Below are 249 nucleotides of genomic sequence, written 5' to 3'. Positions count from 1 at the left end.
GTGGCGTAGACACCCTCTGTGCTACCGAGAGGCCCTGCCTTCATGCCCCCGCGCGGCCACAATCACCTGAACAGCACGCCCGTACGGAACCCCCAGCTCCACACTCGGTTTCGAGAAGCCCTCTTAGACGCCGTTTCAGTTGGTGAGTCGGCGGTAGCCGATGAGGGCTGCGGCGATGCCGACGAAGGCCAGGAAGTGCTCGGCCTTTCGCTCGTAACGGCGGTGCAGCCTTCGGCATCCGGCCAGCCA

Annotated in this window: 1 pseudogene; it reads right to left on the bottom strand. The window is 65.1% G+C overall.

Annotated elements, in window-relative coordinates:
* Nucleotides 1-135: 135 nt before the first annotated feature.
* Nucleotides 136-249: pseudogene (locus tag MTQ10_RS31140) on the bottom strand (IS5/IS1182 family transposase); the annotation flags it as partial.

This window comes from Streptomyces sp. XM83C (genome assembly GCF_023072675.1).
In the GTDB taxonomy this organism is placed as follows: Bacteria; Actinomycetota; Actinomycetes; order Streptomycetales; family Streptomycetaceae; genus Streptomyces; species Streptomyces thermocoprophilus.
This window is presented reverse-complemented; position numbering and strand designations above follow the sequence as displayed.